Source organism: Streptomyces sp. KL116D (assembly GCF_030766975.1).
GTDB classification, from domain to species: domain Bacteria; phylum Actinomycetota; class Actinomycetes; order Streptomycetales; family Streptomycetaceae; genus Streptomyces; species Streptomyces longispororuber_A.
The window spans coordinates 34,897-59,768 of record NZ_JASERH010000100.1; the positions used below are offsets into that span (position 1 = coordinate 34,897).

Here is a 24,872-nt window from a genome sequence, read left to right on the forward strand (position 1 = left end):
CCCTCAGGAAACAGTTTTGTTCTTTCGCCTGCCGACCATCATTCCGGCAAGGACGCACAGGACGGCGATCAGGAACATGGCCGTACCGATGACATTGATCTGAACGGGCGTACCGCGCTGCGCCGATCCCCAGACGAACATGGGGAAGGTCACGGTCGAGCCCGCGTTGAAATTCGTGATGATGAAGTCGTCGAAGGAGAGCGCGAAGGCGAGCAGCGCGCCCGCCGCGATGCCGGGCGCCGCGATCGGCAGCGTCACGCGCACGAAGGTCTGCACGGGACCGGCGTAGAGGTCCTGCGCCGCCTGTTCCAGACGCGGGTCCATCGACATGACGCGGGCCTTGACGGCCGTCACCACGAAGCTGAGGCAGAACATGATGTGGGCGATCAGGATCGTCCAGAAGCCCAGCTGGGCGCCCATGTTCAGGAAGAGCGTGAGCAGCGAGGCCGCCATCACGACCTCCGGCATCGCCATCGGCAGGAAGATCAGCGAGTTCACCGCGCCACGTGCCCGGAAGCGGTAGCGGACGAGCGCGAAGGCGATCATCGTGCCGAGCGCGGTCGCGCCGAGCGTCGCCCAGAAGGCGATCTGCAGGCTCAGCGACAGCGAGCCGCACATGTCGGCGACGCCGCACGGATTCTTCCAGGCGTCCAGCGAGAACTGCTGCCACTCGTAATTGAAGCGGCCCTTCGGTTTGTTGAAGGAGAAGACCGTGACGACGACGTTCGGCAGCAGGAGATAGGCGAGCGTGATCAGGCCCGCGATGACCACCAGGTTCTTTCGCAGCCAGCGCATCAGACGAGATCCTCCGTTCCGGCACGGCGAATGTAGACGGTGACCATGACGAGGATCGCGGCCATCAGGATGAAGGAGAGCGCGGCGGCCGTCGGATAGTCGAGGATGCGCAGGAACTGCGTCTGGATGACGTTGCCGACCATGCGGGTGTCGGTGGAGCCGAGCAGGTCCGCGTTCACGTAGTCGCCGGCCGCCGGGATGAAGGTCAGCAGCGTGCCGGACACGACGCCCGGCATCGACAGCGGGAACGTGACCCGGCGGAAGGTGGTGGCCGGGGACGCGTAGAGGTCGCCCGCCGCCTCGTGCAGCCGGCCGTCGATCCGCTCCAGCGAGGTGTAGAGCGGCAGGATCATGAACGGCAGGAAGTTGTACGTGAGTCCGCACACCACGGCGAGCGGGGTGGCGAGGACGCGGTCGCCCTCGGTCATGCCCAGCCAGGTCGTGACGTCCAGGACGTGCAGCGTGTTGAGGGCGCCGACGACCGGGCCGCCGTCCGCGAGGATCGTCTTCCAGGCGAGCGTGCGGATCAGGAAGCTGGTGAAGAACGGCGCGATGACCAGGATCAGGACGACGTTGCGCCAGCGGCCCGCGCGGAACGCGATCAGGTAGGCCAGCGGGTAGCCGAGCAGCAGGCACAGGATCGTGGCGCAGCCCGCGTACAGGACCGAGCGCAGGAACTGCGGGTAGTAGTCGGACAGCGCGTCCCAGTAGGTGGCGAAGTGCCAGGTGACCTTGAAGCCGTCCTCCAGCGAACCCTGCTGGACGGACGTCGAGGCCTGGTAGACCATCGGCAGGGCGAAGAAGACGACCAGCCAGAGGATGCCCGGCAGCAGCAGCCAGTACGGGACGAGGCGGCCACGCTTGCGTACCTTGCGGGGCTTCTCGGCCGGGGCCGGGGCCGGGGGCGCCGGTGGCGCGTCGGTGACGGTGCTCATGCGGCCGTGTCCTCCGAGACCTTCTCCACGCCCGCTTCGATGTCCTGGGCGGCGTCCAGGCCGAAGGTGTGCGCGGGGTTCCAGTGCAGGACGACCTCGGCGCCGGGCACGAGGCGGACGTCGCGCTCGACGTTCTGCACGTAGACCTCGAAGGCGTCGCAGACGGGGCTGTCGACGACGAACTGCGTGGAGACGCCGATGAAGCTGGACTCGGCGATCCGGCCCGTGATGCGGTTGCGGCCGTCGGCTATCTCGGCGGCGTCGTCGGCGTGGGTGAGGGAGATCTTCTCCGGCCGTACGCCGACCAGGACCTTGCCGCCCGTGGCGGTGGCGGCCGAACACCGGTCGGCGGGCAGCGTGAGCTTGCCGTCACCGGCCCGCAGGGTCAGCGCGTCGCCCGCCCGGCCCATGATCTCGGCCTCGACGAAGTTCGAGGTGCCCAGGAAGTTGGCGACGAAGGTGGAACCGGGGTTCTCGTACAGGTCGGTGGGGGCGCCGAGCTGCTCGACGCGGCCCTGGTTCATCACGGCGACGGTGTCGGCCATCGTCATGGCCTCCTCCTGGTCGTGCGTGACGTGGACGAAGGTGATGCCGACCTCGGTCTGGATGCGCTTGAGCTCCAGCTGCATCTGGCGGCGCAGCTTGAGGTCGAGGGCGCCGAGCGGCTCGTCGAGGAGCAGCACCTTGGGGTGGTTGATGAGCGCGCGGGCCACCGCGACGCGCTGCTGCTGGCCGCCGGAGAGCTGGTGCGGCTTCTTGCGCTTGTGCTCGCCGAGCTGCACCAGGTCGAGCATCTCCTCGACCTGCTTCTTCACGGACTTGATGCCGCGCCGGCGCAGGCCGAACGCGACGTTCTCGAAGATGTCGAGGTGCGGGAAGAGCGCGTACGACTGGAAGACGGTGTTGACCGGGCGCTTGTACGGGGGCAGTCCCGTGACGTCCTGGTCGCCGAGGTGAACCGTTCCTGTCGTCGGCTCCTCCAGACCCGCGATCATGCGCAGCGTCGTCGTCTTGCCGCAGCCGGAGGCGCCGAGCAGCGCGAAGAACGAGCCCTGCGGCACGGTGAGGTCGAGCGGCCGCACGGCCGTGAACCCGTTGTCGTACGTCTTGCTGATGCCGGTGAGACGGACGTCGCCGCCGTGGTCGCTCTGCTGCAGAGTCGTCATGGTGAGTCCAGGGAGTCGGGGGCGGATGTGCGGGGCGGGAGGTGTCGGCTCAGCCGCCGGTGAGCTGGGCGAACTTCTCCTCGAACGACGTCTCTTCCTTCGCGGTGAGCGAGCGGAAGCCGTGCGCCTTGGCCGCCTGTGCCTTGTCGGGAACGATCAGCGGGTCGTTCGCGACGTCCTTGTCGATCTTGGCGAGTTCCGGCTTGATGATCGTGCTCTCGAGCGGGGTGACGTAGTTGATCCAGGCCGACGTCTTCGCGGCGACCGCCGGCTCGTAGTAGTAGTCCATGAGCTTCTCGGCGTTCGTCTTGTGACGGGCCTTGTTCGGGATCAGCATGTTGTCGGTCGACGAGATGTAACCGGCGTCCGGGATCGCGAACTTGACGTGCGGATTGTCCGCCTGGAGCTGGACGACGTCACCGGCCCAGGCGAGGCAGGCCGCGAGGTCGCCCTTGCTGAGGTCGGCTATGTAGTCGTTGCCGGTGAAGCGGCGGATCTGCTTGCTGTCGACGGCTTTCTGCAGGCGCGCGATCGCCGCGTCGAAGTCGTCGGCCTTGAAGTCGCGGGGGTCCTTGCCCAGGTCGAGCAGGGTCATGCCGATGGTGTCGCGCATCTCGGAGAGCAGTCCGACCCGGCCCTTGAGCTTGGGGTCGTCGAGCAGCTGCGAGACGGACGTGATCTCTTTTCCGCCGGTGGCCTTCGTGTTGTACGCGATGACCGTGGCGATGCCCTGCCAGGGGTAGGAGTAGGCGCGGCCCGGGTCCCAGTCGGGGTTGCGGAACTGGGTGGCCAGGTTGGTGTAGGCGTGCGGCAGGTTCGACGCGTCGAGCTTCTGCACCCAGCCGTAGCGGATGAGGCGCGCGGCCAGCCAGTCGGTGAGGATCATGATGTCGCGCCCGGTGTCCTGGCCGGCCGCCAGCTGGGGCTTGATCTTGCCGAAGAACTCGACGTTGTCGTTGATGTCCTCGGTGTACTTGACCTTGATCCCGGTGCGCCGGGTGAACGCGTCGAGCGTGGGGCGGTGCTTCTCGTCGTCGCTCATGTCGATGTACTCGGTCCAGTTGGAGAAGTTGATCTCCTTCTCCTTGGCCGAGTGGTCCTCGGACGAGATGCCGCCCTGGGACTTGCTCGCCGCCGGGATGCCGCAGCCGGTCAGCGCGCCGAGTCCACCGACGGCGAGCGCGCCGCCGGTCGAGGCGCGCAGCAGGGACCGGCGGCTCAGCGAGGTTCTCGCCCCGCCGTTCCTGAGGCCGCGGTGCATGGCGGCCAGTTGGGCCGGGGACAGGCGGTCGGGCTCGTACTGCTCCATGCGCGTGGTTGCCCTTTCGGGAGAGGGGGACGGCCCCGCCAGGGGCCGCCCGAACGACTATCGGTCCCCGAAGATCGTGCGGTGCCAGTCCTTGCGGACCACCGCGGTGTTGTCGAACATGACGTGCTTGACCTGCGTGTACTCCTCGAAGGAGTAGGCGGACATGTCCTTGCCGAAGCCGGACGCCTTGTAGCCGCCGTGGGGCATCTCGCTGAGGATCGGGATGTGGTCGTTGACCCATACGCAGCCCGCCTTGATCTCGCGGGTGGCGCGGTTCGCCCGGAAGACGTTGGTCGACCAGGCGGAGGCGGCGAGTCCGTACGGGGTGTCGTTCGCCAGCCGGATGCCCTCGTCGTCGCTGTCGAAGGGCAGCACGACCAGGACCGGGCCGAAGATCTCGGACTGCACGATCTCGCTGTCCTGCGCGGCGTCGGCGATCAGCGTCGGCCGGTAGAAGGCGCCGGGGTGGTCGAGGGCCTCGCCGCCGGTGACCACGCGCGCGTAGCCGCGGGCGCGGTCCACGAAGGCGGCGACGCGGTCGCGCTGGGCGTGCGAGATGAGCGGGCCGAGGTCGGTGTCGTCGGCGAACGGGTCACCGAGCCTGACGGTCTCCATCAGGGCGGCCGTCCGCTCGACGAACGCCTCGTAGAGCGGGCGCTGCACGTACGCGCGCGTGGCGGCGGTGCAGTCCTGCCCGGTGTTGATGAGGGCGCCCGCGACGGCGCCGTGCACGGCGGCGTCGAGGTCGGCGTCGTCGAAGACCACGAACGGCGCCTTGCCGCCGAGCTCCAGGTGCAGCCGCTTGACGGTCGCGGTGGCGATCTCGGCGACCCGCTTGCCGACGCCGGTGGAACCGGTGAAGGACGTCATGGCGACGTCGGGGTGGCCCACGAGGTGCTCGCCCGCGTCCCGGCCGGCGCCGGTGACGACGTTCACGACCCCGTCGGGGATGCCGGCCTCGGTGGCGGCCTGCGCGAACAGCAGCGAGGTGAGCGGGGTCAGCTCGGCGGGCTTGAGGACGATGGTGTTCCCGGCGGCGATGGCCGGCAGCACCTTCCAGGCGGCCATCTGGAGGGGATAGTTCCAGGGGGCGATGGAGCCGACGACACCGATCGGCTCGCGGCGTACGTACGAGGTGTGGTCGCCGCTGTACTCGCCCGCGGACTGGCCCTGCAGGTGCCGGGCGGCGCCGGCGAAGAAGGCGGTGTTGTCGACGGTGCCCGGCACGTCGAACTCACGGCTCAGCTTGATCGGCTTGCCGCACTGCAGCGACTCGGCCTGCGCGAGCTCCTCGGCCCGCTCGGCCAGCACCCCCGCGAACGCGTGCATCGCGTCGGACCGCTCGCCCGGCGTCGCGCCCGCCCAGCCGGGGAAGGCGTCACGGGCCGCGGCGACGGCGGCGTCCACGTCGTCGGTGCCCGCGAGTTCGTACGTGTACACGTCCTTGCCGGTGGCCGGGTCGACGACCGCGTGGGTGCGCCCCGAGGTGCCCCGGGTCAGCCGGCCCGCGATGAAGTTCGCGCCGTCGGCGAACCGGTCCTGCGCGGGGAAGGGGTTGTGCATCAGGTTCTCGCTCTCGCTCTCCTCCGCCGGCCTCCCGTCCTGCGGGTGCCGGCGTGGCTCCAGCTCGATTTGAGTGCCGATCCTGACAGAGGACCCCCAGGCCAACAAGTGATTCCGTTGTTGCCTTTTGGTTACGCGACGGAATCTGTCGACCGACTGTCGAGTCCCCCTGGAAAACCCAGGACGGGTTGTCAGTGGTGCGTGCCAGACTCGCGTGCATGGGGAAGATCGACGGGACCGGCGGGGGCGAAGTGTCCATCGACAGCACGGAATCGCTGGTCCGGGCGCTGGAGTCCGGGCGGCGCGTGAAGTATCTGCACTTCTGGGGGCACGCGCCGCGCAAGGACGGTTCGCTCGGCGCCAGTTGCCTCAGTCAGTGGTGGCCGTCGCCGTTCACCGTGGCCGGGGTGGAGTACGCGACGGCGGAGCACTGGATGATGGCGGGCAAGGCCCGGGTCTTCGGCGACGCGGAGGCGGAGCGGCGCGCGATCGGGGCGGGGCACCCGTCGCAGGCCAAGCAGGCCGGGCGGCTGGTGCGGGGCTTCGACGAGGCGGTGTGGCGCCGGGAGCGGTTCGCGGTCGTCGTCGAGGGCAGCGTCCACAAGTTCGGCTCGGACCCGGCGCTGCGGGACTTCCTGCTCGGCACGGGTGAGCGGGTCCTGGTGGAGGCCAGCCCGGTCGACCGGGTCTGGGGCATCGGGCTGGCGGCGGACGACCCGGCGGCCCAGGACCCGCGGCGCTGGCGGGGCCCCAATCTGCTGGGCTTCGCGCTGATGGCGGCCCGGGAGCGGCTGCGCGGCTAGGGCGACCGGTCCTGTCCGGTCCTGTCCGGCGGGGCGTCAGCGCAGGACGACCGCGTATCCGGGCTCGTCCGAGCCGCCGTCCGGTCCGGGCGGGGGCTCCTCGTCGTCGAGTGCGCTCACCACGAACACCACGGCGAGCAGCAGCGCGAGGATCAGTCCGCCGATTCCGCAGATGAGCCCGGCGAGCGCCTGCCCGCCGTTGGTCGCCGTGCCGCGCCGCACCCGGCCCCGCCCCAGTACGCCGAACACCACGGCGAGGACGCCCGTCACGATCGCCGCCGGCCACGCCACGAATCCGACCGCCGTGATGATGCCGAGCACCAGCGCGGCGACCCCCATGCCGTTGGCCGGTCCCGCGGGCACGCCGCCCCAGCCGTAGGCCGGGTACGGGAAGACTCCGGGGCCCTCGGGGCCGACGGGCGGCGGGGGCACGGGTTCACCGGGCGGCGCGTACGGGTTCGCGTGCACAGGGTGTCCAGGTTGTCCCGGTCGTCCTGGATTTCCCGGATACACCGGAGTCCCTTGGTATCCCGGGTGTCCCGGGTGCCCTTGGTGTCCCGGGTGGGGCGTGGGCGCCGGGTGTTGTCCCGCGTACCCCTGGGGCTCGTACGGCCCAGGGGCCCCGTAGGAGGACTGCTCGGTCATCCGGCCATGCTAAGCCGCCCCGGATCCGCCCGGACGCCCGGAAACCGGCCCGGATCGGGCCCCGCTTACGATGACCGGGACCCCGATCAGCCGATCAAAGAAGTTCCTGGGGAGGAACCCGTGAGCCAGAGCCTGCAGACCTTCATCGCCGGACTGCCGAAGGCAGAACTGCACGTCCACCACGTGGGCTCGGCCTCCCCCAGGATCGTCTCGGCGCTCGCCGCCCGGCACGCCGACTCGAAGGTGCCGACCGACCCCGAGGCGCTCGCGGACTTCTTCACGTTCACGGACTTCGCGCACTTCATCGACGTGTACCTGTCGGTGGTCGACCTGATCCGCACGCCGGAGGACGTCCGCCTCCTCACGTACGAGGTGGCCCGCGACCTGGCCCGGCAGAACGTGCGCTACGCCGAGCTGACCATCACCCCGTACTCCTCCACCCGGCGCGGCATCGACGACCGGGCGTTCATGGACGCCATCGAGGACGCCCGCAAGGCGGCCGAGACGGAGTTCGGCACGGTGCTGCGCTGGTGCTTCGACATTCCGGGCGAGGCGGGCCTGGAGTCGGCGGAGGAGACGGCGCGGCTCGCCACGGACGACAAGCTGCGGCCGGAGGGCCTGGTGTCGTTCGGGCTCGGCGGGCCCGAGATCGGGGTGCCGCGCCCGCAGTTCAAGCCGTACTTCGACCGGGCGATCGCGGCGGGCCTGCACTCGGTGCCGCACGCGGGCGAGACGACGGGTCCCGGGACGGTGTGGGACGCGCTGACCGAGCTGCGCGCCGAGCGCATCGGGCACGGCACGTCGTCGGCGCAGGACCCGAAGCTCCTCGCGCACCTGGCCGAGCACGGCATCGCGCTGGAGGTGTGCCCGACGTCGAACATCGCGACCCGCGCCGTGCGCACCCTGGAGGAGCACCCGCTGAAGCAGTTCGTGGACGCGGGGGTGACCGTCACGATCAACTCGGACGACCCGCCGATGTTCTCCACCGACCTGAACACCGAGTACGCGGTCGCGGCCCGGCTGCTCGGCCTCGACGAGCGCGGCGTCGCCGAGCTCGCCAAGAACGCGGTGCGCGTCTCCTTCCTCGACGACGCGGGCAAGTCCCGGATCGCCGCGGAGATCGACGCGTACACGGAGCGCTGGCTGACGTCCGTCCGAGGACTTCGCTGACGCCACAATGGTGGCCATGCGCACCGTGACTGCCGTGGCCCACCGAGGCGACCCCTACCGCGTCCGCGAGAACACCCTCCCGTCCCTGCGCTCCGCGCTCGAACGGGGCGCGGACGCGGTGGAGATCGACGTACGACTGACCCGGGACGGCGTGCCCGTGCTGCTGCACGACGCGTCGCTGAAGCGGCTGTGGGAGCAGGACCGGCCGCTGTCCGCGCTCTCCTCGGACGAGGTGCGCGGGCTGACGGGCGGGGGCGTGCCCACCCTCGCCGAGGCGCTCGACGTGCTCGCCGACGCCCGGGTGATGGTGGACCTGCCCGGCGCGAACGCCCGGGCGGTCCGCTCGATCGTCGGCACGATCCGGGACTGCGGCGCCGAGGAGCGCGTCTACTACTGCGCGGGCGCCGAGACGATGCTCCGGGTCCGCGCCGCGGATCCGGCCGCCGAGATCGCCCTGACCTGGACGTCCCTCGCCCCGCCGCGCCCCGTCCTGCTCGACGCGGTCCGCCCGCGCTGGCTCAACTACCGCTTCCCCCTGGTGAACCGGGACCTCGCGGCCCGGGTGCACCGCGACGGCTACCTCGTCTCGGCGTGGACCCCGGACACGAAGGGCTCGATGCGCCGGCTGCTCGACGCGGGCGTGGACTCGGTCACGACGAACCGGATCGACGTCCTGACCGGGCTACGCGGGGCCTGACGCGTACGCGAGGGGCGGCAGCATCGCCCGTGCGTCCGCCCCCTCCCCCACCCACAGCCCGATGACGAGGGCGGCCGTGGCCTCCACGAGCCCGGCCCGGTCGAGCCCGCCCGCGGTCACCGGCGCACAGCCGACGTCCCGCACCAGTTCCCGTACGACGTCCAGGGCCCGCTCGTCGTCACCGCAGAGCGGGACGGCGAGCGGCTGCCCGTCGAAGACCGGCGGCGTCATCCGCCACACGTCCTCGTGGCAGAGGTTGAACGCCTTGACCACGCGGGCGTCGGGCGCGGCCGCGGCGAGGCGCCCTGCGGCGGCGGGCCCGCCCTCCGTGAGCAGCCGGAAGCCCGCGCCCACCGGGTTCGAGCAGTCGACCAGCACCTTCCCGGCCAGCTCGCCCCGGAGTCCGGCGACGACCACCTCCCCCGCCTCGTGGGGCAGCGCGAGCAGGACGGCGTCGGCCGCCCGCGCCGCCGCCCGCAGACTGCCGTGGCCCGCCGCCCCGATCCGTGCGGCGAGCCGCGCCGCCTTCTCCTCGTCCCGTCCGCCGACGGTGACCTCGTGGCCCGCCCGCACCCAGTGCGCGCCGAGCGCGTCCGCCATGTTGCCCGTTCCCAGGATTCCGATCCGCATGAGGAGGACGCTAGGCAGCCGGTCGGGCACCATTCGGTACATGACGTCCGACCAGGGATTCCTCGCCGACTGCCGGGCCCGGCTCGCCTTCGACCTGCTGTCCAACACGTGGAACGCCGTGGTGCTGTGGGCGCTGCGCGAACGCCCTTACCGGCCGGGCGAGTTGCGCGGGCGGATCGGCGGCATCAGCCCCAAGGTGCTCACCGAGACGCTGCGCCGCCTGGAGTTCAACGGGCTGGTGACCCGCCAGGTGTACGAGGAGGTGCCGCCGCGCGTCGAGTACGAACTGACCGCGCTGGGGCGGACGTTGCTCGGCCCGATCGACGCCTTCGGGGCGTGGGCGTTCACGCACGGGGACGAGGTGATGGCGGCGCAGGACCGGCACGAGGCGGACGGCGGCGCCCCCTAGGGGGCGGCACGAGGCGGACGGCGGCGCCCCTAAGGGGCCGGTGGGCGCACACACCAGGGTCCGGATCATCCGCTGCGACGACCTGCCGCGGGCGGCCGCCGCCCAGGATGGTCGACATCGGCCCGCTCGGGCCAACTCCCCTTCCTGGAGGCTTCCTTGAAGCGTCGTGTCGTCCTCGCCCTGTCCGCCGCCCTCGCGCTCGGCGCCGTCACCGCACCGCTCGCCACCGCCGCCCCCGCGCCGCCCGGGCCCGGCGTGGTGGCGCCCGCCACCGGCGCGCCCGACGCGCGGGCCCTCGCCGAGTCGCTCACCGGGCTGCCGGACGCCGATGCGACGGCGGCCCTCGTCCGGGTCGGCGGCAGCGGCGGCTCCTGGCACGGGTCGGCGGGCGTACGGGACCTGCGGACGGGCCGGAAGGCGCTGGAGAACGCCGAGTTCCGGGCGGGTTCCACGACGAAGGTGGTGACGGCGGCCGTGGTGCTGCGCCTCGCCGCCGCCGGGAAGGTCGACCTGGACGCGCCCGTACAGCGCTACCTCCCCGACCTGTTCGCCCCGAACGCGGACGCCTTCCGCGCCCCCGTCTCCGTACGCCAACTCCTCAACCACACGTCGGGGTTGCGGCCCGGCACGGCGTTCGGGCCGACCTTCGAGGAGGCGTACGCGCACCGCTTCGAGACGCTCACCCCGCGCCAGGTCGTGGCCGGTTCGGTGGCCGAGGGGCCCGCGCACGCGCCCGGCGAGGTGCAGGAGTACCTCGGCATCAACTACACGTTCCTCGGCCTGCTGATCGAGCGGGTCACGGGCCGCTCCTACGCGGCGGAGGCCGAGCGGCTCGTGCTGCGCCCGGCGGGGATGCGGCACACGTACTTCCCGGGCACCGACCCCCGCATCCGGGGCCCGCACAACCACGGCTACCAGCTGTCGGGCGGGAAGCTGCTCGACGTGACCGAGTGGAACCAGTACGACCGCCTCGCGGGCGGCGACATGATCTCCACCACCGCCGACCTGGAACGCCTGGTCACGGCCCTGTTCAAGGGCCGGATCGTCCCTCAGCCGCAGCTCAAGGAGATGTTCACCGTGCCGTCCGGCGTCGAGGGCGCGACGATGAGCGCGGGACTGCAGCGCTACGAGACGCCCGACGGGCACGTCATCTGGCTGAAGACGGGCAGCCGGTACGGCTACAACTCGGTGGTCGGCGCCACCCGCGACCTGTCCAGGACGCTCGTCTACTCGGTCAACTCCACGGACGCGAAGGGCAGGGACATGAACCCCACGGCCGAGCGCATCGTGATGGCCGCGCTCAGGAACCTGGCCTGACGATCCGCCGCGCCACCCCGTGCGAGACGACGGTCGCCGCGGCCGCCCAGGCGACCCCGGCGACGACGTCCCGGCCGCGGGTGGGCCGCAGCACCCCGGCCCGCCGCAGGCGTCGCCGCGCCCACAGGGTGAACGGCACGACGAGCGTCGGCGAGGTCGCCACGCCCGGCGTGTAGCCGCGCACGGCGGCGGCCTGCCCCAGGTGCAGCAGCCCGTGCAGTCCGAATCCGTTCAGCATGGCCTGGTACGTGGCGCTGCGCCCGCCGCTCGCCCAGCCCGCGACGGCTCCCGCGCCGACGATCCCGGCCATGACGCCGACGGCGACGGCGAACTCCCGCTCGTCGACGCCCTCCATGACCCGCCACACCCGCTCGGGCACGTCCGGCCACCGCTCGCGCAGCTCAGGCAACCGGGTGCGGACCCAGCCCGGCGCGGTGAGCACTTCTTCGGTGTCGTGCAGGGCCCAGGCCGCGAACAGCCCCAGCGTCGCCGCCGCCCCCGCGGTCGTCTCATCGGTCATCACCGCACCCTATGCGGGGCCCCGACTGAGCTGCGGGGCAGCCCCGTTGCACGGAGGACCCACGCCCTACAACCCCGCGATCGCGTTCCACCGCTTCGCGAACTCGGTGCGTTCGGACGGGCGGATGTCGCGGGCGATGGCGAGGCGGGAGCGCATCTCGTCGTCGGGGAAGATCAGCGGGTCCTCGGCGAGTTCGGCGGTCTCCTTGTCCTTCGAGGAGGCGAGGACCTCGCGGGCGGCCGGGACCGGGCAGACGTAGTTGACCCAGGCGGCGAGGTCGGCGGCGACCTCCGGCTGGTAGTAGTAGTCGATCAGGCGCTCGGCGTTGGCCTTGTGGTCGGCGAGGTTGGGGATCATGAGGGACTCGGCCCACAGTTCGGCGCCCTCCTCGGGGACGACGAACTCGATGTCCGGGTCGTCGGCCTGGAGCTGGATCACGTCGCCGCTGTAGGCCTGGCAGGCGAGGACGTCGCCGCTGGAGAGGTCCTTGATGTAGTCGTTGCCGGTGAAGCGGCGGATGTGCTTGGTCCGCACGAGCTTCTCGACCTGGTCGCAGACCCGATGGAAGTCGTCGGCCGTCCACTTCGTGATGTCGACGCCGTTGCCCTGCATGAGGAGCGCGAAGGACTCGTCGAGGCCGGAGAGCAGGGTGACGCGGCCCTTGAGGTCGGCGGCCCACAGGTCGGAGACGTGCTTGATCTCGCGGCCGAGCCGGCGCTTGTTGTAGGCGATGCCGGTGATGCCGGACTGCCACGGCACGGTGTACTTGCGGCCGGGGTCGAAGGCGGGCGAGCGCAGCAGCGGGTCGAGGTACTTGGTGACGTTCGGCTGGTGGGCCCGGTCCATCTCCTGGACCCAGCCGAGGCGCACGAAGCGCGAGCACATCCAGTCGGAGATGACGATGAGGTCCCGGCCGGTCTTCTGGTGGTTCATCAGGGACGGGCTGATCTTGCCGAAGAACTCGTCGTTGTCGTTGATCTCCTCGGTGTACTTGACCTGGATCCCGGTCCGCTTCTCGAACGCGTCGAGGGTGGGCCGCTTCGACGGGTCGTCGTCGTCGACGTCGATGTAGAGCGGCCAGTTCGCCCAGGTGAGCCGCTGTTCGGCGGAGGACAGGTCCTGCGCGGCGCGGTCGCCCGGCTTCACGTAGGCGGCGGGCACCCCGCAGCCCGTGGCGAGCGCGCCGACCGCCGCGGCCGTGGCACCACCGCCCAGGGCGCGCAGCAGGGAACGACGGGTGACCTGGGAGGTGACGTGGTTGGCTCGCACGCACGCAGGATGCCGGGGCGGGGCGGGTGGGGACAATGGACGCTGCGTCGAGCGGGACGGGCGGCAGCCGACACCCTGTCGATCCGGCCGGCCCGGCGCGGTTCCTCAGTGCGGCCACGCCGCGGGGAACGCGGCCGCGACGACGAGGCCGCCCTCCGGTCCCGGCCAGGCCCGGACGGCGCCGTCGTGGGCGTGGGCCACGGCGACCACGATGGACAGGCCGAGGCCGAGACCGTCGCGGTGCCGGGTGCGCTGGGCGCCGAGCCGGCGGAACGGTTCGAAGAGGCCCGCGATCTGCTCGGCGGGCACCGGCGGGCCGCTGTTGGTGACGCGCAGGGTGGGCACGCCGTGTGCCGTACCGGTCCACAGCGACACCCAACTGCCCTGACCCTGTGGGTGGTTGTGGGTTACGGCGTTGTCGACGAGGTTGACCACGAGGCGCTCGATCAGCCGCCGGTCGCCGAGCAGCGGCGCCGCCCCGAGCTCGGCGCGGACGGCCGGCCCGGCGGCGTCGGACGGCGGCAGCACCGCGCGGACGACGTCCGCGAGATCCACCGGCTCCTTGCTCTGCGGACCCTGCTGGCCGCGGGCCAGCGTCAGCAGCGCCTCGATGAGCCGCTCCTGTTCCTGTCCGGCGGCGCGTACGCGCAGGCAGGCGGCGCGCAGCGTGTCCGCGGACGCGTCGGGGTCGTCGAGCGCCACGTCCACGACGGCCTGCTGCAGGGTCAGCGGGGTGCGCAGCTCGTGCGAGGCGTCGGCGACGAACCGGCGCTGCGCGGCGAAGGCGCCTTCGAGGCGGGCCAGCAGTCCGTTGAACTGGGCCGCCAGATCGTGGAGTTCGTCGCGCGGGCGGTCCGTCGCCAGTCGTTCGTGCAGGTCGTCGGCGGAGATCCGGCGGGCCGCGTCCGCCATGGTGCGCAGCGGCGCGAGGACCCGTCCCGCGACGATCCAGCCGAGCGCGAGCGAGGGCACGGTCACCGCGTCCCAGGCCGCGGCCACGGACGGCCACCGGTCGCCCGCGCCGCCGAAGGACGCGGCCCCGCCCATCGGTTACCGGCCGACCGACGACGCCCCGGACGACGTGAACGAGGCGAACGACGCGTTCGCCGCGTGCATGCGCGAGCACGGGCAGCACACCTTCCCGTCCTTCCACGCCACGAAGGACGCCGACGGCGGCATCAGCTTCGTGGTGAAGATGAGCGTCAAGAAGGGCAAGGCCGCCGACCTGGCGTCCGACGCGTTCAGGAAGGCGTTCAAGAAGGCGTTCGACGCGTGCAAGGGGCCGCTGGAGGACGCCGGCGTCTCCTTCCCGGCGAACGGCCTGCCGTTCCCGGACGGCGACCTCCCCGCACCGCCGAAGCACCCGGGCGAGCATCACGGGTTCCCCGGCCCGGGTCTGCACAGCGTGCACGCCGCCGACGGCGGCAAGGAGCTCGGCAGGGGGCTGTCGTCCCGGTCCGCGTGAACCGGCCGCCCGGAGGGGGTGGCGGGGGCGGCCGACGGGCCGCCCCCTTTCCGGTACCCGCCGCCGTCAGCGAGCCAGGGCCCGCAGATAGCGCCGGGTGACCGCGAGCTGCACGGCGCGGGCGAGCGGTCCGGCGAGTCGCGCGTACCAGCGGCCGGGGCGCGAGAACGCCCGGATCCGCAGCCATACGGAGTCGTCGGCCTCGCGCGTCACGAGGAACGCCTCCTCGCCGCACTCCGGATGGCCGGGCAGCGTCCCGTAGGCGAACCCGGTGCGGGCGTCGTCGCGCACCACCCGCACCACCCGGCAGGGGATCCGCAGCCACAGGGCGCGCAGCACGACGTCCGCGCCCTCGCGGACGTCGGGCTCCGCCGCGACCCGCAGTCCGGCGCCGCGCTGCACCTGCCACGACAGGACCGCCGCACCGGCCCGCTCGAAGCAGTCGCGCCCCGAGCCGAGCCGGACACGGCGGTCCAGATGGGCGTACCCCGGCGGCAGTTCGCCGTCCGCCAGGGTCGCGCCGACCTCGCGGTAGGTGAGGGTCACGCGTCCAACGACGTCATCACGTGCTTGATGCGCGTGTAGTCGTCGAAGCCGTACGCCGAGAGGTCCTTGCCGTAGCCCGACTTCTTGAAGCCGCCGTGCGGCATCTCGGCGACGAGCGGGATGTGCGTGTTGATCCAGACGCAGCCGAAGTCGAGGACCTTGGACATCCGCATGGCGCGCGAGTGGTCCTTCGTCCAGACCGAGGAGGCGAGGGCGTAGTCCACGCCGTTCGCCCACTCGGTGGCCTGCGCCTCGTCCGTGAAGGACTGGACGGTGATGACCGGGCCGAAGACCTCGTTCTGGATGATCTCGTCGTCCTGCTTCAGGCCGGAGACGACGGTCGGGGCGTAGAAGTAGCCCTTGTCGCCGACCCGGTGGCCACCGGCCTCGACCTTGGCGTGGGCCGGGAGGCGCTCGATGAAGCCGGAGACCTGCTTCAGCTGGTTCGGGTTGTTGAGCGGGCCGTAGAGCACGTCCTCGTCGTCCGGCATGCCGGTCTTCGTCTCGGCGGCGGCCTTGGCGAGCGCGGCCACGAACTCGTCGTGGATGGACTCCTGGACGAGCACGCGGGTGGCCGCGGTGCAGTCCTGCCCGGCGTTGAAGAAGCCCGCCACCGAGATGTCCTCGACGGCCTTGGCGATGTCGGTGTCCTCGAAGACGACGACCGGGGCCTTGCCGCCGAGCTCCAGGTGGACCCGCTTGAGGTCCTTGGCGGCGGACTCGGCGACCTGCATGCCGGCGCGCACGGAACCGGTGATGGAGGCCATCGCCGGGGTGTCGTGCTCGACCATCAGGCGGCCGGTGTCGCGGTCGCCGCACACCACGTTGAAGACGCCCTTGGGCACGATCGAGCCGATGATCTCGGCCATCAGGACCGTGGAGGCGGGGGTGGTGTCGGACGGCTTGAGGACCACCGTGTTGCCCGCGGCGAGCGCCGGGGCGAACTTCCACACGCCCATCATCATCGGGTAGTTCCACGGCGCGACCTGGGCGCAGACGCCGATCGGCTCGCGCCGGACGATGGAGGTCAGGCCCTCCATGTACTCACCGGCGGAGCGGCCCTCGAGCATGCGCGCGGCGCCCGCGAAGAAGCGGATCTGGTCCACCATCGGCGGGATCTCTTCGCTGCGGGTCAGGCCGATCGGCTTGCCGGTGTTCTCCACCTCGGCCGCGATGAGCTCCTCGGCCCGCTCCTCGAAGGCGTCGGCGATCTTGAGGAGGGCCTTCTGCCGCTCGGCGGGGGTCAGGTCGCGCCAGGCCGGGAACGCGGCCTCGGCGGCGGCCATCGCCGCGTCGACGTCCGACTGCCCGGACAGTGGCGCGGTCGCGTACGCCTCGCCCGTGGCGGGGTTGACCACCTCGGTGGTCCGTCCGTCGGCGGCGTCCCGGAACTCACCGTCGATGTAGTTACGCAGACGACGCAGCTCACTGGTGCTCACTGCCGGCCTCCCTCTCGCTGTCCACTGCTTGAGACACCCACCCTAATCCGTGCACCGACGTTTTCGACACCCCCCACTCCCTCGCACCTACGAAATCCGTGAGTATGGGAGACCCAAACAACGAATTTCATCGATCTGGGGTTGCGGAACAGACGAGGCCTCATGCACAGTGAGGTCGTGGCCAGTCGCAGCGCAGACCCCAAGGGACCCAGTTCGAAGCACGGTGGATCGCCGTCGCTGGACGCCGTCTCCCTCGCCATCATCGAACAGCTCCAAGAAGACGGCAGGCGCCCGTACGCCGCCATCGGAAAGGCCGTCGGCCTGTCCGAGGCAGCCGTGCGCCAGCGCGTCCAGAAGCTGCTCGACCAGGGCGTGATGCAGATCGTCGCCGTCACCGACCCGCTCACCGTGGGCTTCCGGCGGCAGGCGATGGTCGGGATCAACGCCGAGGGCGACCTGGATCCCGTGGCGGATGCGCTGACGGCCATGCCGGAGTGCGAGTACGTCGTGATGACGGCAGGCTCGTTCGACCTGATGGTGGAGGTCGTCTGCGAGGACGACGACCACCTTCTGGACGTGATCAACAAACGCATCCGGGCCCTGCCCGGCGTGCGCTCCACCGAGAGCTTCGTCTACCTCAAGCTCAAGAAGCAGACCTATATGTGGGGAACCCGATAGCCGTGAGCAAGGACCTCAGCCAGAGCGCGTACGACCACCTGTGGATGCACTTCACCCGCATGTCGTCGTACGAGAACGCGCCCGTTCCCACCATCGTGCGTGGCGAGGGCACCTACATCTACGACGACAAGGGCAAGAAGTACCTCGACGGCCTCGCCGGCCTGTTCGTGGTCCAGGCCGGCCACGGCCGCCAGGAGCTCGCCGAGGTCGCCGCCAAGCAGGCGGCCGAGCTGGCCTTCTTCCCGATCTGGTCGTACGCCCACCCCAAGGCCGTGGAGCTGGCCGAGCGCCTGGCCCACTACGCGCCGGGCGACCTCAACAAGGTCTTCTTCACCACCGGTGGCGGCGAGGCCGTCGAGACCGCGTGGAAGCTGGCGAAGCAGTACCACAAGCTCACCGGCAACCACACGAAGTACAAGGTCATCTCGCGCGCGGTCGCCTACCACGGCACCCCGCAGGGCGCCCTGTCGATCACCGGCCTGCCGGCCCTGAAGGCCCCCTTCGAGCCGCTCGTGCCCGGTGCCCACAAGGTCCCGAACACGAACATCTACCGCGCCCCGATCCACGGCGACGACCCGGAGGCCTTCGGCCGCTGGTGCGCCGACCAGATCGAGCAGGAGATCCTCTTCGAGGGCCCGGAGACGGTCGCGGCCGTCTTCCTGGAGCCCGTGCAGAACGCCGGTGGCTGCTTCCCGCCGCCGCCCGGCTACTTCCAGCGCGTGCGCGAGATCTGCGACCAGTACGACGTGCTGCTCGTCTCGGACGAGGTCATCTGCGCCTTCGGCCGCCTCGGCACGATGTTCGCCTGTGACAAGTTCGGCTACGTGCCCGACATCATCACCTGCGCCAAGGGCATGACGTCCGGCTACTCCCCGATCGGTGCGGCCATCGTCTCCGACCGGATCGCCGAGCCGTTCTACAAGGGCGACAACACCTTCCTGCACGGCTACACCTTCGGTGGACACCCGGTGTCGGCCGCGGTGGGCCTGGCGAACCTCGACATCTTCGAGCGCGAGGGCCTCAACCAGCACGTGCTGGACAACGAGGCGAACTTCCTCAACACGCTGCAGAAGCTGAACGACCTGCCGATCGTCGGCGACGTCCGGGGCAACGGCTTCTTCTACGGCATCGAGCTCGTCAAGGACAAGGCCACCAAGGAGTCCTTCACCGACGAGGAGTCCGAGCGCATCCTGTACGGCTACGTCTCGAAGAAGCTCTTCGAGTACGGCCTGTACTGCCGCGCCGACGACCGTGGCGACCCGGTCATCCAGCTGTCGCCGCCGCTGATCTCGGACCAGTCCACGTTCGACGAGATCGAGGGCATCATCCGCCAGGTGCTCACGGAGGCCTGGACGAAGATCTGATCCCCGCCGCGGGAACGGCCCGGTTGCGCCCATCCGAGTGAGATGGGCGGGACCGGGCCGCGTCCTTTGTCCGGCTCCGCCACCGGATACCTACCGTGCCCAGTGACCGATCGGCCCTGCCTTCGTTCCCCCGGAAGGGGGACGGGAACTTCCCGGCAATCTGATCTGAACCGAGGTGTACGCCATGGTGGCCCCGCCGGACAACGACGTGCTCTGGGCACGCGCCCTGCACTTCTCCCACAACGGCTCGCCCGCGCTCACCGGCGTCTCGCTCGGTGTCCGTGAGGGCGAGATCCTCGCCGTCACCGGCCCGCGCGGCGCCGGCAAGACGACGCTCCTGCAGTGTCTCTCCGGTCAGCTGCTGCCCGACAAGGGCGGCGAGGTGTGGTTCAACAGCACCCCCGTCCACACGATGGGCCCGCTGGTCCGCGAGCGGCTGCGCCGGGACCGCTTCGGCTGGATCGACCCGGAGCCCGCCCTCGTGCCGGAACTGAACGTCTGGGAGAACACGGCGCTCCCCCTGATGCTGCGCGGCACGGCCCGCCGCGAGGCCAAGACCGCCGCCCACGAGTGGCTCGACCGGCTCGACGTCGGCCGGCTCGCCCGCAAGCGCCCGCGCGCCCTGTCGATGGCCGAGCGGCAGCGCGTCGCCATCGCCCGCGCCCTGGCGCACGCCCCGAACGTGGTCTTCGCCGACGAGCCGACCGCGACGCTGCACCGGGCCGACCGCGCCCACGTACTCCGCACGCTGACGGCGGCGGCCCGCTCGCACGCCATCACCGTCGTCCTGGCCACGCACGACTCCGAGGTCAGCGCGCTCGCCGACCGCACGGTGTCGCTGCTCGACGGCCGCCGGGTGAACACCGTGCACCTGCCCGCCGCGCCCGCGGACCCCGACAGCACGGAAGGCCGGGCCGCGTGCTCGCTCTCCGTCTAGCCCGCGGCGCCCATCCCCTCGTCCAGCTCCGCAGACTCCTGGTGGCCGCCGCGTCCGCGGGCACCGGCTTCCTCCTGCTGTGCACGCTGGGCTACGCGATGGGCCACCCCGACGCCTCCGCGAACGCCGTCCTGCGCCTCGCCTGGTGCGCGATCCCGCTCGCCGCCACCGTCTACCTCGCGGTCTCCGTGGCCCGCTCCGACCCCGGTACGAAGCCGCGCACGGGGCTCTCCGCGGTGGGGCTCGGCCCGGCCCGCCTCACCCTCCTCGCCTCCGTCTCCACGGCCGTGGCCTGCACCCTCGGCTCGATGCTGGCGCTGCTGTTCTTCCTGCACCTGCGCGGCGACCTGTCGGGCCTGCCCTTCGACGGCGCGGCGCGCCGACTCCTCGCCGCCGACCGGCCGTTGCCGCTCGCCGCGGCCCTCACCCTGCTCACGTTCGTGCCGGTCGCGGCGTCCGGCGCCAGCGCCCTCGTGCTGCGCCCGCGGAAGGCCAAGGCGGGCACGGCGGGCTACACCGACACCACGGGCCCGGCCCCCGACGAGGCACAGGACCCGGCCCCCGCGCCGACCGGACTGCCGTGGGGCGTGGCCCTGCTGGCCGCCGGGCTCGCCGTGGAGACCTACGCCTCGCACGCGCCGGGCGGCGTCGGCTTCCCGATGCCGGGCGGTCTGGCCGGCAGCTCCTCCGGCGTCCTCGCGGGCTGGGCGCTGACCGCGTTCGGTCTGGCGCTCGCCGGACCCGGCCTCACCCACCTGTGCGGACGCGCCCTCCAGGCCGTGCGTCCCGGCGCGGTACGGCTGCTCGCCGGCCGGGTCCTCCAGGAGGAGGCGCGGCGCATCGGCCGCCCGCTGGGCGTCGTCTGCGCCGTGGTCTCCGGGGCGTACGCGGCGAGCGTGCTGTACGGGGCCGCGGGGAAGGCCGCGCCCGACCTCGGGCCGCTGTCGACGCTGGGCGCGTTCCTGGTCGTCGGCTGCACGGTGGCCACGCTCGTCACGGCGGCCGTCGAGGCGCGCCAGGCCCGCCGGCACACGACGGCCGCGCTGCTGCGGCTCGGTGCTCCCGCGACCATGCTGCGCGGTGCGGCGGCGCTGCGGGCGGCCGCTCTGCTCGCCGTGTTCGGGCCGCTGACCTGGACCGTCGCGGAACTTTCGGCGATTCCCCTGTCAGCGCGATGAGTTTTGTCGACCTGGGCCGTCTAACCCTGCGTACAGCACGACACGACCACTTCAGACGGCTCCTCAAGAAGGCGACGGACACCCCATGTACCAGCAGATGATCTTCCCGAACCTGGCCGTGAACGACCTGGACGCCGCCACGAAGTTCTTCACGGAGCTGGGCTTCGAGCGCAACCCGCAGTTCTCGGACGACACCGGCGCGGCCATCGTGGTCAGCGAGCACATCGTGCTCATGCTGCTCACGAAGGACAAGTACGCGGGCTTCACCAAGAAGCCGATCATCGACTCGAAGGCGAGCAGCGAGGTGCTGCTGTGCCTGAGCGCGGAGAGCCGCGAGAAGGTCGACGAGATCGTCGACCGGGCGATCGCGGCGGGCGGCACCGAGACCGGTGAGAAGCAGGACCACGGCTTCATGTACGGCCGGGCCTTCGACGACCTCGACGGGCACACCTTCGAGATCATGTGGATGGACCCGTCGGTCGTCGAGGGCTGAGCAGCCGAGGGCTGAGCAACTGCCCTGCGGGGAGCCGTGCTTAGCATGGGCGGGTGCCGACATCACCACAGTCATCCGAGCCCGCCCAGCCGCCCGTCACCACCGCCGACCGCGAGATCGAGACGCTCGCGGAGTTCGACGAGGCCGCCGCACGCGGCACGCTCGCCGGGCACCGGGTGCAGGCCGTCGATCTGACGGACCGCACCGAGGAGTTGCTCGCCGTCGAGACGGCCGGCGCCATATTCCTCGGCTGCCCGATGGACCCGGCGGCGGCCGCGCGGGTCAGGGCCCGCGGCGCCCTGGTCTTCCCGCCGGTCCCGGGCCTCCCGTTCGACCCCTACCGCGGCCATCTCTACTCCCCCGACGAGCTGTTCGACGGCCTGTCGGGCGAGGACGGGTACGAGGCGACGCCGGACGCCCGGGCGTACGACTGGTTCCAGCGCACCAAGGCCGACGGGGACGTGTTCGCGTCGATGCTGCGCGCCGTCCACGACGACTCGGTCTCCGACGCGCTCGACGAACGGCTCGCGGGAGCCCGGGTGGTGGGCGTCATGGGCGGACACGCGATGGCCCGCGGCACGGACGCGTACGCGGGCGCCGCCCGGCTCGGCCGCTCCCTGGCCCGGTCCGGGCTCACGGTCGCGACGGGCGGCGGACCCGGCGCGATGGAGGCGGCGAACCTGGGGGCGTACGCGGCGCCGTTCGCCGACCCGATGCTCGACGAGGCGCTCCAGCTCCTGGCGAAATCGCCGTCGTTCACTCCGTCGGTCACGGACTGGGCGGGCGCGGCGTTCGAGGTGCGCGGCCGCTGGCCGGGCGGCGGCGACTCGATCGGCATCCCCACCTGGTTCTACGGCCACGAGCCGCCGAACGCGTTCGCGCAGCACCTGGCCAAGTACTTCGCGAACGCCACCCGCGAGGACGGCCTGCTGGCCAGGTCGAACGCGGGCGTGATCTTCCTCCCGGGCGCGGCGGGCACGGTCCAGGAGATCTTCGACAACGCCACGCCGAACTACTACGAGTCGCGCGGCGAGCCGACTCCGATGGTCCTCGTCGACCGCGCGCACTGGACGGAGCGGCTGCCGGCCTGGCCGCTGCTGCGGTCCCTGGCGCGCGAGCGGGGGATGGAGTCCCGGATCGCGCTGGTCGATTCGGTGGAGGAGGCGGCCGACGCGGTACGCCGTCTCGGGTCAAGCCCAGGTCAAGACTGAACTCCCTTGTCCACGATGGTATTGACGCTGCGTCACTGGCACTTGTAAACGTGAGGGGACCGTGAGGGTGCTGAGGCAGGAGCCGTGGTGCTCCCTCACCGCACCCCCCTCATCTGCACGAGATCCCGTGAAGGACGACTGTGTCCGTAACCCCCCGTATATCCGCACGCACCGTGCGCCTGGCCGGCGTGGCGTGTGCCGCGACGGCCCTGACCCTCGGCGTCGCCGGCACCGCCTCGGCGTGCAACATCAGCGAGTTCTCCGCCGAAGCGTCCTGCACCGGTGAGCAGGGCGTCATCACCGTCGTCGACAAGGACGCCTCCGGCACGCCGGCGACCGTCACCGTCTTCCTCGGTGACAAGCAGATCGGCTCCCAGGACGTGAAGGGCACCCGCGAGGGCGCCACCGTGACGTTCAAGGAGGACTGGCAGCCGAACGCGACGTACCGCGTGCACGTCAAGGCCGGCAACCTCGTCGACGAGGACATCAAGCCGAACCTGACCACGCCGTCCAAGGCCTGCGCGACGACGACCGCGACCCCGTCGCCGTCGTCGCCCGCGCCGAGCACCTCGGCTCCGTCCGAGTCGGCGAAGCCGACCCCGTCGGCGCCCGAGTCCACCACCCCGGCGGCCCCGGCCCCGAGCAACTCCGCCTCCCCGGCGGGCGGTTCGGACAACCTCGCCGAGACCGGCGCGAGCTCCAACACCGGCCTCTTCGCCGGCATCGCGGCGGCGCTGGTCGTCGCGGGCGGCGGCGTGGTCTTCGCCCTGCGCAAGCGGGGCACGGCCAAGGGCTGATCACTCCGGACGGTCGTCCGAGGCGGTTTCACCGGCCGAGCATCGCGGCCAGCGCCTCGTACGACCGTCCCCAGTCCCACTCCCTGCACACCCGCTCGCGCCCCGCGGCCCCCATGGCGCGCGCCGACTCCGGGTTCAGGAGCAGCCGTACGAGGCGGTCGGCGACGGCGGCGGGCGACCTGCCGTCGACCACGTACCCGCCCTCCCCCTCGCGCACGGCGTCCGGCGCGCCCCCGGAGTCACCCGCCACGACGGGCAGACCCGCGGCGGCGGCCTCCAGGAACACGATGCCGAGCCCCTCCACCTCCAGACCCGCCCTCCGGGTCCTGCACGGCATGGCGAAGACGTCCGCGGCGGCGTAGTACGCGGGCAGGTCCGCATGCGCCCGCCCACCGGCGAACACCACGTCGTCCGGCACCCCGTGCTCGGCGGCGAGCCGGCGGAGCCTGCGCTCGTACCCGCCGGACCCCACCAGCAGGAGCCGTACGCCGGGCACCACGCGGCGCACCATCGGCAGCGCCGCCACCAGGACGTCCTGCCCCTTGCGCGGCACGAGCCGGGCGGCGCACAGCACGACCGGGGTCCGCGCGCCGATCCCGTGCCGGGCGCGCACCGGCCGCGGGTCGAGCCCCGGCCGGAAGACGTCGGCGTCGACGCCGGGAACGAGCCGGGCGAGGGCGGTCCCCTCCGGCAGCACGGGCGCGACGGCCCGGCGGGTGCGTTCGCCGAGGTACGTGACGACGTCCGCCCCGGAGCCGACCCTGCGCAGCAGCGAGCGCGCGCCGGGCGCCTTGGCCCACCACACCTCGTGGCCGTGCGTGGTGGCGACGACGCGCCGCACCCCGGCATCCCGGCGCAGCGCCCCGGCGAGCAGACCGAGCGGTGCGGCGGCGCCGAACCAGACGCTGTCGCAGCGGAACCGGCGGGCGAGCGCCACGGCCCGCTCGGCGGTGCCCCGGGTGGGCAGGAGGGTGCGGGCGGCGTCGCGGACGACGGGGTGCGGCAGGCTCAGGTCGTACGCCTCGGCGCCCGGCTCGGCCGAGGTGTACACGACGACGTCGTCCGGCTCGAAGCGCCGCACCAGCCCGTCGACGAAGACCTCGATGCCGCCCTGCCGCGGCGGCAGGTCGTTGGTGACGACGAGGGTGCGTCTCCTCGTGGTCCTGGTGTCCGTCATGCCGGGTCTCCCTGACGTCGGTCGGCGCACCGGGGCACGGCCCACAGCACGAGCGGATACACGAGGTAGCCGAACCGGGACGCGGGCATCAGCAGCATCGCGACCCCGAGCCCCACGGCGAGCCGGTCGGCGGCGGCCCGCACCGTGCGCGGCGGCCGGACGGCGAGCGACGCCGCCACCGCGACGGCGGCCAGGGCGAGCAGGGCGACGGCGAGCCCGGCACCCCCGTCGACGTGGGTGGCGAGGAGCCGTCCCGGCAGCGGACTGTCGGCGGGCGACGCCAACTCGCCCAGGCCGAGCGGGAAGCGGACGACGTTGTCGTAGAGGGCGTGCGGTGCGCCGAGGGCCACCGGCCCCAC

The 24,872-nt window shown here is 71.9% G+C and carries 26 protein-coding genes and 1 pseudogene; 13 read left to right on the plus strand and 14 right to left on the minus strand.

Translation table 11 applies throughout. The annotated features are described in order from the left end of the window. Positions 1-3 precede the first annotated feature (3 nt). Genes RBJ77_RS39840 through RBJ77_RS39860 form a run of 5 tightly spaced genes read right to left on the minus strand, consistent with a single transcriptional unit; the run spans position 4 to position 5,768 of the window. Positions 4-795 (minus strand): ABC transporter permease, encoded by a 792-nt coding sequence (locus RBJ77_RS39840; RefSeq protein WP_255975594.1) that lies wholly within the window; start codon positions 793-795, stop codon positions 4-6. Then, entirely contained in the window at positions 795-1,730 is a 936-nt protein-coding gene (locus RBJ77_RS39845; protein WP_372349438.1) for an ABC transporter permease, read from the minus strand. The genes RBJ77_RS39840 and RBJ77_RS39845 overlap by 1 nt, the downstream gene beginning before the upstream one ends. Next, complete coding sequence (locus RBJ77_RS39850; protein WP_372349439.1) at positions 1,727-2,896, minus strand: ABC transporter ATP-binding protein; 1,170 nt, start codon at positions 2,894-2,896, stop codon at positions 1,727-1,729. Before RBJ77_RS39850 ends, RBJ77_RS39845 begins: the two co-directional genes overlap by 4 nt. A gap of 49 nt (positions 2,897-2,945) precedes the next feature. After that, positions 2,946-4,205: a spermidine/putrescine ABC transporter substrate-binding protein gene (locus tag RBJ77_RS39855; protein ID WP_372349440.1), complete on the minus strand. Its 1,260-nt coding sequence runs from the start codon at positions 4,203-4,205 to the stop codon at positions 2,946-2,948. Positions 4,206-4,262: 57 nt separating this feature from the next. After that, positions 4,263-5,768 carry a gamma-aminobutyraldehyde dehydrogenase gene (locus RBJ77_RS39860; RefSeq protein ID WP_372349441.1) on the minus strand — a complete coding sequence of 502 codons (1,506 nt, stop codon included), beginning with the start codon at positions 5,766-5,768 and terminating at the stop codon, positions 4,263-4,265. A 218-nt stretch (positions 5,769-5,986) separates the two neighbouring features. Here RBJ77_RS39860 and RBJ77_RS39865 point away from each other — a divergent pair, with 218 nt between their 5' ends. Then, positions 5,987-6,571 (plus strand): NADAR family protein, encoded by a 585-nt coding sequence (locus RBJ77_RS39865; RefSeq protein WP_372349442.1) that lies wholly within the window; start codon positions 5,987-5,989, stop codon positions 6,569-6,571. Between the two features lie 36 nt (positions 6,572-6,607). Here the strand turns inward: RBJ77_RS39865 and RBJ77_RS39870 are convergent, their stop codons facing one another. After that, the gene (locus tag RBJ77_RS39870) at positions 6,608-7,039 is read right to left on the minus strand and encodes a DUF4190 domain-containing protein (RefSeq protein ID WP_372349443.1); all 432 of its coding nucleotides are present in this window, start codon (positions 7,037-7,039) and stop codon (positions 6,608-6,610) included. A gap of 183 nt (positions 7,040-7,222) precedes the next feature. On the opposite strand from RBJ77_RS39870, the gene RBJ77_RS39875 reads away from it, so the two are divergent. Next, the gene (locus RBJ77_RS39875; protein WP_372349444.1) at positions 7,223-8,386 is read left to right on the plus strand and encodes an adenosine deaminase; all 1,164 of its coding nucleotides are present in this window, start codon (positions 7,223-7,225) and stop codon (positions 8,384-8,386) included. A 16-nt stretch (positions 8,387-8,402) separates the two neighbouring features. Further along, positions 8,403-9,083 carry a glycerophosphodiester phosphodiesterase gene (locus tag RBJ77_RS39880; protein WP_372349445.1) on the plus strand — a complete coding sequence of 227 codons (681 nt, stop codon included), beginning with the start codon at positions 8,403-8,405 and terminating at the stop codon, positions 9,081-9,083. Here RBJ77_RS39880 and RBJ77_RS39885 read toward each other — a convergent pair. Continuing rightward, positions 9,069-9,713: an NADPH-dependent F420 reductase gene (locus tag RBJ77_RS39885; RefSeq protein WP_372349446.1), complete on the minus strand. Its 645-nt coding sequence runs from the start codon at positions 9,711-9,713 to the stop codon at positions 9,069-9,071. The two genes, RBJ77_RS39880 and RBJ77_RS39885, sit on opposite strands and share 15 nt — an antisense overlap. 40 nt (positions 9,714-9,753) lie before the next feature. Between RBJ77_RS39885 and RBJ77_RS39890 the strand changes: the two genes are divergently transcribed. Both RBJ77_RS39890 and RBJ77_RS39895 read left to right on the plus strand, forming a co-directional pair. Then, positions 9,754-10,122 carry a winged helix-turn-helix transcriptional regulator gene (locus RBJ77_RS39890; protein ID WP_372349447.1) on the plus strand — a complete coding sequence of 123 codons (369 nt, stop codon included), beginning with the start codon at positions 9,754-9,756 and terminating at the stop codon, positions 10,120-10,122. Between the two features lie 156 nt (positions 10,123-10,278). Beyond that, on the plus strand, positions 10,279-11,439 hold the full coding sequence (locus RBJ77_RS39895; protein WP_372349448.1) for a serine hydrolase domain-containing protein: 1,161 nt from the start codon (positions 10,279-10,281) through the stop codon (positions 11,437-11,439). On the opposite strand, the gene RBJ77_RS39900 is transcribed toward RBJ77_RS39895, so the two are convergent. The 3 genes from RBJ77_RS39900 to RBJ77_RS39910 form a co-directional block, all read right to left on the minus strand. Next, positions 11,423-11,959, minus strand: coding sequence for an HXXEE domain-containing protein (locus tag RBJ77_RS39900; protein WP_372349449.1), 537 nt, complete (start codon positions 11,957-11,959; stop codon positions 11,423-11,425). The two genes, RBJ77_RS39895 and RBJ77_RS39900, sit on opposite strands and share 17 nt — an antisense overlap. 66 nt (positions 11,960-12,025) lie before the next feature. After that, positions 12,026-13,228, minus strand: a complete 1,203-nt coding sequence (locus RBJ77_RS39905; RefSeq protein ID WP_372349450.1) for a spermidine/putrescine ABC transporter substrate-binding protein — start codon at positions 13,226-13,228, stop codon at positions 12,026-12,028. 105 nt (positions 13,229-13,333) lie between these two features. Further along, entirely contained in the window at positions 13,334-14,275 is a 942-nt protein-coding gene (locus RBJ77_RS39910; RefSeq protein WP_372349451.1) for a sensor histidine kinase, read from the minus strand. 34 nt (positions 14,276-14,309) lie between these two features. Between RBJ77_RS39910 and RBJ77_RS39915 the strand changes: the two genes are divergently transcribed. Further along, entirely contained in the window at positions 14,310-14,693 is a 384-nt protein-coding gene (locus RBJ77_RS39915; RefSeq protein ID WP_372349452.1) for a hypothetical protein, read from the plus strand. Between the two features lie 66 nt (positions 14,694-14,759). Here RBJ77_RS39915 and RBJ77_RS39920 read toward each other — a convergent pair whose 3' ends face one another. Next, positions 14,760-15,239 (minus strand): DUF1990 family protein, encoded by a 480-nt coding sequence (locus RBJ77_RS39920; RefSeq protein ID WP_372349453.1) that lies wholly within the window; start codon positions 15,237-15,239, stop codon positions 14,760-14,762. Continuing rightward, positions 15,236-16,678 carry a gamma-aminobutyraldehyde dehydrogenase gene (locus tag RBJ77_RS39925; RefSeq protein ID WP_372349454.1) on the minus strand — a complete coding sequence of 481 codons (1,443 nt, stop codon included), beginning with the start codon at positions 16,676-16,678 and terminating at the stop codon, positions 15,236-15,238. The genes RBJ77_RS39920 and RBJ77_RS39925 overlap by 4 nt, the downstream gene beginning before the upstream one ends. A 162-nt stretch (positions 16,679-16,840) precedes the next feature. Between RBJ77_RS39925 and RBJ77_RS39930 the strand changes: the two genes are divergently transcribed. The 7 genes from RBJ77_RS39930 (at position 16,841) to RBJ77_RS39960 (ending at position 23,336) form a co-directional block, all read left to right on the plus strand. Then, on the plus strand, positions 16,841-17,356 hold the full coding sequence (locus RBJ77_RS39930; protein ID WP_255975620.1) for an Lrp/AsnC family transcriptional regulator: 516 nt from the start codon (positions 16,841-16,843) through the stop codon (positions 17,354-17,356). Then, entirely contained in the window at positions 17,341-18,720 is a 1,380-nt protein-coding gene (locus tag RBJ77_RS39935) for an aspartate aminotransferase family protein (protein ID WP_255975622.1), read from the plus strand. Before RBJ77_RS39930 ends, RBJ77_RS39935 begins: the two co-directional genes overlap by 16 nt. 184 nt (positions 18,721-18,904) lie before the next feature. Beyond that, positions 18,905-19,657, plus strand: coding sequence for an ABC transporter ATP-binding protein (locus RBJ77_RS39940; RefSeq protein WP_372349455.1), 753 nt, complete (start codon positions 18,905-18,907; stop codon positions 19,655-19,657). Next, the gene (locus tag RBJ77_RS39945) at positions 19,639-20,835 is read left to right on the plus strand and encodes a hypothetical protein (RefSeq protein WP_372349456.1); all 1,197 of its coding nucleotides are present in this window, start codon (positions 19,639-19,641) and stop codon (positions 20,833-20,835) included. The genes RBJ77_RS39940 and RBJ77_RS39945 overlap by 19 nt, the downstream gene beginning before the upstream one ends. 85 nt (positions 20,836-20,920) lie before the next feature. Continuing rightward, complete coding sequence (locus tag RBJ77_RS39950; RefSeq protein ID WP_372349457.1) at positions 20,921-21,328, plus strand: VOC family protein; 408 nt, start codon at positions 20,921-20,923, stop codon at positions 21,326-21,328. Positions 21,329-21,381: 53 nt separating this feature from the next. Then, entirely contained in the window at positions 21,382-22,539 is a 1,158-nt protein-coding gene (locus RBJ77_RS39955; RefSeq protein ID WP_372349458.1) for an LOG family protein, read from the plus strand. 140 nt (positions 22,540-22,679) lie between these two features. Continuing rightward, positions 22,680-23,336, plus strand: a complete 657-nt coding sequence (locus RBJ77_RS39960; protein WP_372349459.1) for an LAETG motif-containing sortase-dependent surface protein — start codon at positions 22,680-22,682, stop codon at positions 23,334-23,336. A 28-nt stretch (positions 23,337-23,364) separates the two neighbouring features. Here the strand turns inward: RBJ77_RS39960 and RBJ77_RS39965 are convergent, their stop codons facing one another. Then, on the minus strand, positions 23,365-24,513 hold the full coding sequence (locus RBJ77_RS39965; RefSeq protein ID WP_372349460.1) for a glycosyltransferase family 4 protein: 1,149 nt from the start codon (positions 24,511-24,513) through the stop codon (positions 23,365-23,367). Next, positions 24,510-24,872, minus strand: a pseudogene (locus RBJ77_RS39970) (hypothetical protein); the annotation flags it as partial. The pseudogene RBJ77_RS39970 and the gene RBJ77_RS39965, both read right to left, overlap by 4 nt.